Below are 8,127 nucleotides of genomic sequence, written 5' to 3' on the forward strand. Positions count from 1 at the left end.
CGCCACAAGCGCTCTCCTCTGCAGAGATTCGAGCCATCATATAATGTGACGAACTTTCGTTCCAGATGACTAGGCCGTGCACTGATAAATTGATCGTGCGCCGCAGCCTACAGAGTCTGGTCACTTTCCTGCAGGAGATCCATGCGGCAGGCGTCGATCTGTTTCTGTTTCAGCAGGCCATCGACACCGCGACGCTAGCGGGCCGGGGATGTTTCAGATGTGCGGTGTGTTCGCCGAGTTCGAGCGCGCGATGATCGTTGAGCGGGTGCGCAGCGGGTTGGCGAAGGCCAAAGCCAAGCAGCGATGTTCAGGATCCGCACAAAAGCTCGCGGCCTGAAAACCACCGCCGCCTCTGAGGGCGCCGGGGTCATTCTGCGCCGACTCAAAGCCGGTTCTGAGTCATGTCCGTCTAGCTAGCTTTTGAAGCCGCGCTCGATCCTTTGCGGCCTCGGCCAAACCACCGGCGATCTGAGAGCGAGAGAGCCCCATATCCCTCAGCTCTCGGTCCGAAAGACTCCACAGAATGGTCAGGGCTGCTTGGCGTTCGCGCTGCGCGATAATGACAGCGACAAAGTTATTGACGATCCGAAAAATGCCGCGCGTGAGAAGTCTTATTGACCTCCGAACTATAAACGGGGTCGCGGATAGATCGGTAGTATTGCTTAGCATGCTCATGGTGACCCATCACTCGAAGAGGTTAGGTCCCCCTTTTCTCCGCTCGCATCATGCAACCGGCACGCCTCCAAGGCTTTTAGATAGGAATGAGCTTTCCTTTAGATTGGCCTGAGAGCAATCAATTGAACGTGCAGATATCGTGAATAGCTCACGGTCGGCGATCGCGACGGCAAGGGCCCTAATGGAACGCTTCGCAGACCGCGGTGCACGCCGTTGGGAAACGGAATCACACTGGCGGAAACAAGATTCAACTTGAGTTTCTTCTTTGACCCTGCCGGCGATGAAGCCGGGCACGGAGTACCGCTGCCAATGATCTGATCGAAAGCGCATTGCGAGGACTCACCGGACAGCTTGACGGCCGCGTTCCAGGGCCGGGCGATGCTCGATACGCGGTTGCAACGGCGATCTGGGCGAAGCCGGTCGGCTGCATGCCGCGCACTGTGGTTCATTGCCGTACATTGCAGGACATTCAATTGGCAATCGCAGCCGCTCGTTCTGCCGACCTTTCGCTGTCAGTTCGTGGCGGTGGGCACGATTGGGCCGGTCACGCCCTGTGCGACGGGCTAGTGCTCGATCTCAGCGGCTTGAGGAACGTGGTCGTCAGCCCAGACCGACGCAGCGCACGAATCTCGGGAGGGGCTCGTGGCCTCGGACGTCCTTGCGGCGACTGATCCGCTTGGTCTGGCGGCCGTGACAGGTTCATGCAGCGCGGGCGCCATGGGCAGGACTCACGTTGGGCGGTGGCCATGGGCCGTTGATCGGCCGCCACTCGGAGGCGCCCGACCGGGATGCGTCCGAGGCTGCGCACGATTTTCCCACAGCTGATCAAGCTGGAACATTCGGGACTGTGAACTTCCTCACATTGCACACGAAGCATTTGTTGTGAAGTAGCCAAAGAGGGCCGGGTCACTTTCGGCACTAATTGGCGAACAGGAGACGGCTCGACGCCTAAGCTGGACTGATGAAAATACTTTTTCTCACCACCGCGCATAACAGTCTCAGCCAGAGACTATCTATCGAATTGACTGAGCTCGGACATATTGTCGATGTCGCACTAGCCATCAGCGAATCGGCGATGCTTGACGCCGTCGGGCAACACGCGCCGGACCTCATCATCGCGCCTATGCTGAAACGAAAGATTCCCGAGGCCATTTGGTCTAAACACGTCTGTTTGATCGTGCATCCTGGCGTGAAAGGCGACCGCGGCGCGTCCTCACTGGATTGGGCAATCATGACGGGACAGACGATGTGGGGAGTGACAGTCCTGCAGGCGACGGCGGAAATGGACGCAGGCGCGATTTGGGCTTCGCGCAACTTTGCGCTCTCCGGCTCCTCGATTGCCAAAAGCAGCGTGTACCGCCGGCAGGTCACCAAAGCGGCCGTGCGGGCAGTCCTGGAGGCTGTTGAAAAATTCCAGTTGCGACAGTTCAGGCCCGAACCGCTTGACTACAGTAGCGCAGATGTAATCGGTTGCTGGCGGCCGACGATGCGCCAAAGTGATCGCGCGATTGACTGGAGCCGGAATTCGACTATGGAGATTTTCGCAAAAATAAGCGCCGCGGACAGCACCCCCGGGGTGCTCGATACGCTGCTTGGAAAAACGTGCTTTCTTTATGGCGCTCATGTTGAAGATCGTCTCAAAGGCCCGACGGGCAAGATTATCGCGCGACGCGACGGAGCAATCTGCATCGGCACGATCGACGGCGCCGTATGGATTTCACATCTCAAAGCGAAGGGTGAAGTCGCGCCCCAGAATGCAGAGTGCCGTGCTGTACATTCGAATTTCGAGCGTCGATCATGTAATTCGCCTCCTTGTTCCCCATCTGGGATTAAGTTGCCAGCGACGCAGGTGTTGGGCTCGCTGTTGCGTGGGGTGCCCGAAGCTCCACTTGCGATCAACCTGCCCACCGACCACCACACATTCCGCGAGATCGTGTATGAAGAAGAGGGTGATGTGGGCTACCTCTACTTTGACTTCTACAATGGCGCGATGAGCACTGCCCAGTGCTATAGATTACGCGACGCGTTTCTCTTCGCGCGTTCGCGGCCGACGAAAGTCATCGTATTGCTCGGCGGCGCCGATTTCTGGTCGAACGGCATCCATCTCAACGTCATTGAGGCGAGCAATGACCCGGCCAAGGAATCCTGGCGCAACATAAACGCGATCGACGATCTGGTCCTCGAGATTCTCAATACCATGTCCCATCTCGTCATCGCCGGATTGCGCGGCAATGCTGGTGCTGGTGGCGCTATGCTGGCGCTAGCGGCGGATCGCATCTATTCGGCCTTCGGAGTCGTCCTCAACCCGCATTACAGAGGTATGGGCGAGCTTTATGGATCGGAATATTGGACATACTTGCTGCCAAAGAGAGTGGGGCAAGCGCGGGCTCTGAAGCTGACGCAAGCTTGTCAACCAATCGGAGCGCGGGCAGCGCGCGATATCGGTTTCCTCGACGAGGTATTCGGCGAAGACGCGCGAAGCTTTGAAGCCGAGATAAGAGACCGCGCCAGGCTCCTCACCGCAAACCCGGAATTTCGCGCTCTCCTCCGAAAAAAGCATGAGGGGCGTATGGAAGACGAAAGCATCAAGCCGCTGGCGAACTATCGTGCAGAAGAGTTGGAGCGCATGAAGGTCAATTTCTTCGGAGCCAATCCCTCATATCACGAAGCCCGGCGCCGCTTCGTCTTCAAGGGGAATCCGCCGAAGGCTGCGCCTGTTCCGACTGCAGCGACGACGAGAGAGCGAGTTTCAGTTCTTTTCGGGCACACAGTCCGCGTGGGGGCCTTGCTTCAAGCTTAGTCGAAATGGGCCGAAGCGAATTCCTCGTGGCCCATGGACGAAATCGTACAGCCGGGCTTGCGCAGTCTCTTTGGAGAATTGGTCATGCCCCAGCAGCAGCGCGCCTGCCGCTCGATGTCTGCTTTTCCCCGAAAGCGACCTAATTGTTGCGCGCACCCGAAAGACGCGAGGGCCAAGAGCCGACCTCTACTTGCTCCTTTGCCGCTATAAGCGCTCTCGCTGCCCGAGCTCCTCCAGCAGGGCCTTCGCCTCCTTCAGGTCGCGGGTGTCGAAACCCTCGGTGAACCAACCATAGACCGGGGCGAGAAGATCGTGGGCCTGCTGTCGTTTGCCCTGATCGTACCACAACCGCGCCATGCTCACAGCCGCACGCAGTTCCCAGGACTTTGCCTGCTGCTGACGAGCGACCGCCAGCGCATGTTCGAAATATTCTTCCGCTTTCGTTGCGTCTGGGTCGGGCAACAATAGCGCGATTTCGCCTGCCATGCGCTTGATTTCGGCCTCAAACCAACTTTCCTTGGTTGTTTCTGCCTTGGTCATCGCTTCGCGAATGCAGTGCAATGCATCATCGAAGTTGTCGAGTTCAGCATGAGCGCCTGCCAGGTACGATAAGCAGAATGGCTCTAGCGCTGTTGCCGCCGTTGAGCGACGTGCGATGATACCCGAGGTGATCACATGGACGGCGTCTGAGACCTTCCCAGTGAGGGCCAAGACGCAACCTTGGGCCAGCATTCCGAGTGCCCCCCAAAACAAGGAACCTCTTTCGTCTGCCAGGGGGACAAGTTCATTAGCTTCGGCGCTTGCTGCCGCATAGTTTCCGCAGCAGATATGGGTAAAGGATGTATGGAACAGGGCATACATCAACGTGGCCGCTTGACCGATCTCGCGCGCTTCCTTGAGCGCCTGTTCAGCGTCTCTGCCTGCAGCCTCGGGGAAGCCAAGAAGCCACAGAGCCCAGGAGCGATAGGATAGGGCTGCGACCCTCATGTCCTGGCCAAATCGAGTCGCCAGCGCACGATGCTCAGCGGGTTCGTAGATCGCGATCGCCTGATCGTAATGTGCTCGACTTTCCGCAAGGGCCCCCGTACACATCAAAGACGTACCCATTAGACGATGCCCAAGCATGAGTGGAACCATTGTTCCCCGCTTCTCGGCAAGCGCCAAACACTCTGTCGCAAAGTCGAGGAGAGCGTCGCTGTTGAACCCGATATAGTTCGCGACCCAGAACCCATAGAGGACTGAAAACAGGAGCAACGGGTCTTCAGGGGACTCTCCGAGTGACTCCGCTTGCTCGATGAAGGCGCGGGCTCGATCGAGAGATGCGATAGTCTCAGGGGCTGCGTGGCCCTTGGTGTGCATCAAAGCATTCACAAGCGCGACCTGCAGTTTGATCTGGTCGCCACGCAGCGCTGGTGTGCCCGGCAGCGTCGCAATCTGTGAAAGAGCGCGGATTAGCTGAACCGTCGCCTCTACTAACGCTGAACGCGCTAGCGACCGCTGTCCCGCCTTGCCCCATAAGGCCGCTGCCTTCTCGATTAGCCCGGCCTCAGTGCAGTGATGTGCCAGCAACTCCGGCTGGCTCTCGGCTGTCTCGGCGAATTGGCTTTCAACTGCTTCGGCAATGCGTGCATGAAGCGCGCGGCGGGGTTCGCGCAGCAACGTGCCATAGGACGCGTCCCGCACCAAGGCATGCTTGAATAGGTAAGTCGCATTCGGCGGCAAGCCCAACCTGAAAAGCAAACCAGTCTGTATGAGACGGTCTAGCGCTGATCCCAGTTCCGCCTCTGGCATGCGCACCACCGCCGCCAGGAGAGCATGCGAAAACTCCCGGCCGATCGCCGCGCCAATCTGTGCCACTTCCTTGGCAGGGCCGAGCCGGTCGAGCCGCGCCATCAACGAGGCGTGCAAACTTGCGGGGACCGCCAAGGCCGGGGACGGAACGACGGCAATCGTGCGTTCGACCGCGCTCTGGCCCTCCGCCTCCAGCACTGCCTTCGTCATCTCCTCCACGAACAGGGGGATGCCATCGGTACGTTCGATGATGTCCTGCCTGATGCCCGCCGGCAGCAGCTTGTTGCCGACTACGCCGTCGATCATGGCGCCGACCTGGCGTTTCGTCAGCCGATTGATCGTCATGGCGGTCACGTGCGGCCGCCCGATCCAGGGCGGATCGAATTCCGGGCGGAATGTCACAACCATGAGAACGGGAACCGTTGCGATCAGGTCTAGCGTGCGACCGAAGCCTTCCAGGCTCGTAGGATCGCCCCAGTGCGCATCCTCGACGATCATCAGCACGGGGCCGGAGCGCGCCAGGGTTTCCAATTGAATGCCGAGTGCTTCCAGCATTTTCTGACGCCGCTGTCCGGGAGCAAGCTCCAGAGCGGGGTAGCGTCCGTCGTTGGGAAGCGACAGCATCTCAGCCAAAAGCGCCGCGTCTTGCGGGGACGTCCTTGTCCGTGCCAGCAGGGCACCGAGCTTTTCGAGCTTTGTTTGCGGTGTGTCCCCGACTGCAAATCCGGCGGCAAGTTCCAACTGCCCAATGATTGGATAAAATGCGCTGTCGGTGTGTTGCGGCGAGCAGAAGTAACGTAACCGCGTGTGAGGTTCGGCTGCGATCCCCTCCATTAGCGCGGTTGAGAGCCTGGATTTGCCTATCCCGGCCTCGCCGGATAGCAGCACCACCTGACCTTTGCCCCTTTTTGCTTGCGACCAGCACCTCAACAGCAGTCCAAGTTCTTCTTCTCGTCCCACCAGTGCAGTCAGCCCGCCGGGGTGCATCGCCTCAAAGCGGCTCTCGATAGAACTTGCCTGCAGCACGCCGAAAGCTTTCACTGGCCCGGCGAACCCCTTGAGCTCCCCTGGCCCCAGGTCCCGCAGCTCGAAGAGGTTGCCGAGGAGCCTTCGAGTGCCTTCGGCGATGACAACCGAGTTCGGCTCGGCGATCCCCTGCAGACGAGCCGCCAGGTTCGGCGTCTCGCCCACCACCCCGCGTTCCTGGGCCTCGCCGACACCAACGAGATCGCCGACCACGACCAAGCCAGTCGCGACCCCGATACGCACCCGGAGCGGCTCCTGGATACCCAGCTTGCCGATCGCCTCGATGATCGCCAGTCCCGCCCGGACGGCACGCTCGGCATCATCCTCGTGGGCGTGGGGATAGCCGAAATAGATGAGCACCCCATCGCCCATGTACCTGGCCACGAAGCCGTCGAACCGGGCGACCGTCTCCGCGACGCACTTATGATAGGCGCCGATTACCGAACGCAGATCCTCTGGGTCGAGCGTGGTCGAGAGCGCGGTCGAGCCAACGAGGTCGGTGAACATCACCGTCAGTTGGCGACGCTCGGCGTCCTCTCGCCGAGTAGGCTCGATATCCACGAGTGCAGAACGTGCCGTTACAGCAGCCGAGACGTTCCTGAGATCGCGGATCGCACGCCGCATTTTCAACCGGTGGCCGAGCGAAACGCCAAGGTCTTTGAGATGTTGATCGGTCAAGTCGGGGAGAACGGCCATATCAATGTCGTTCTCGGCAAACCTCTCCGCGTACTTGGCCATGCCGAGCCTTTCGAGCCAGTCAGCAATTTGCTGCATCGCGGCCCCCTTCGGACTTAACGCTGTCCGTCCTCACCAACAGGACAGAAAGTCTACCACGCACGCCGACTTATTGTAGCGCCCAAAGGACAGTGTCGCATGTCCGGTCAGGTCAAAGCCGGTAAGACTCAGGTCGAGCATATTATTTTCGCTCCGCCGCGTGCGCTCGATGCGAAGCACGGTGGACAGCACGATGAGGACCTCGAAGTAGGACATCAACATGTCGCGCGCGGCGATACCGCAATGCGCGATGAAGCTCCGTTGGTTCATGTCTGCCGATTCTATCGCGCGGGTGAGTCATCTCGTATTTCCTCAGCCCGAATTTCATTTATTGGTTCATGCGATGTGCCGGAGCGAGGCAATGCAGGGGGCTAAGCAGAGGGTTTTGGGCGCTAGGCCCAGTTATCTGTCAGCCGGGCTGCACCTGCATGCTTGGTGGCCGTCGGGCGGCGCCTAAGGCGAGTTTTCAGTTGGCTATTCCCTTAACGGCAGCTCAAACGCGCGCCGGAACGGGGGTCATGCCGGGGGTCATGTTCGCAATTTCGAAAATATATCAATTATTTCAGCTGCATATGGCGGAACGAGTGGAAGTCCAACCAACCTTCAGTAGAGGTGTGCGGTGCTAGAACTCGAATAAGACACGAGCCAGGCCATTGAGGCGATGGATTGAAGGCTGGCTAACCGCACCAGTTTCGCACCAGAAACGACCTCGCAAGGAGCGACGAACGTCGCCAAACATCACAAAAAATGCAGAAGGATCAACGGGCGCATCCCTTTTCCCACCGCTCATAACGGTCTGGTTGCAGGTTCGAGTCCTGCCGGGCCCACCATGTGCATTTTTGCCTCCTGATATCGTTAGAAAATTTTGCGTCTTTGGCTAACCGATCCCGAAAGTTAGCCACCTGATGTTCGCCTTTCCTTCGCTTTGATCAGCATCGCCATCGCGTCGCGCGCCATGCGCTCTTGTTCAGCCGCCTCGATGTAATGAAATGGACCCGCGGAGCGGGACCGCTTGAGCCGGTTTGTTAGTTGGAAACTGACCGCTCCTGATCCGTTTCTAT

6 protein-coding genes are annotated in these 8,127 nt (G+C 59.0%); 3 read left to right on the forward strand and 3 right to left on the reverse strand.

The window, feature by feature from the left end:
* Nucleotides 1-217: 217 nt before the first annotated feature.
* Nucleotides 218-337 (forward strand): recombinase family protein, encoded by a 120-nt coding sequence (locus tag Q2941_RS49450; protein ID WP_458197224.1) that lies wholly within the window; start codon nt 218-220, stop codon nt 335-337.
* Nucleotides 338-399: 62 nt separating this feature from the next.
* Here Q2941_RS49450 and Q2941_RS49455 read toward each other — a convergent pair whose 3' ends face one another.
* Nucleotides 400-675 carry a YjiS-like domain-containing protein gene (locus Q2941_RS49455; RefSeq protein ID WP_458197225.1) on the reverse strand — a complete coding sequence of 92 codons (276 nt, stop codon included), beginning with the start codon at nt 673-675 and terminating at the stop codon, nt 400-402.
* A gap of 428 nt (nt 676-1,103) precedes the next feature.
* Here Q2941_RS49455 and Q2941_RS49460 point away from each other — a divergent pair, with 428 nt between their 5' ends.
* Both Q2941_RS49460 and Q2941_RS49465 read left to right on the forward strand, forming a co-directional pair.
* Entirely contained in the window at nt 1,104-1,346 is a 243-nt protein-coding gene (locus Q2941_RS49460; protein ID WP_084801953.1) for an FAD-binding protein, read from the forward strand.
* Between the two features lie 290 nt (nt 1,347-1,636).
* On the forward strand, nt 1,637-3,475 hold the full coding sequence (locus Q2941_RS49465) for an enoyl-CoA hydratase-related protein (RefSeq protein WP_458197226.1): 1,839 nt from the start codon (nt 1,637-1,639) through the stop codon (nt 3,473-3,475).
* A 204-nt stretch (nt 3,476-3,679) separates the two neighbouring features.
* Here Q2941_RS49465 and Q2941_RS49470 read toward each other — a convergent pair whose 3' ends face one another.
* A complete protein-coding gene (locus Q2941_RS49470) occupies nt 3,680-7,066 on the reverse strand; it encodes an adenylate/guanylate cyclase domain-containing protein (protein ID WP_458197227.1) in 3,387 nt (1,128 codons plus the stop codon).
* A 33-nt stretch (nt 7,067-7,099) separates the two neighbouring features.
* On the reverse strand, nt 7,100-7,336 hold the full coding sequence (locus tag Q2941_RS49475) for a hypothetical protein (RefSeq protein WP_027524537.1): 237 nt from the start codon (nt 7,334-7,336) through the stop codon (nt 7,100-7,102).
* Between the last annotated feature and the right edge of the window lie 791 nt (nt 7,337-8,127).

The organism is Bradyrhizobium sp. UFLA05-153, from assembly GCF_054185185.1.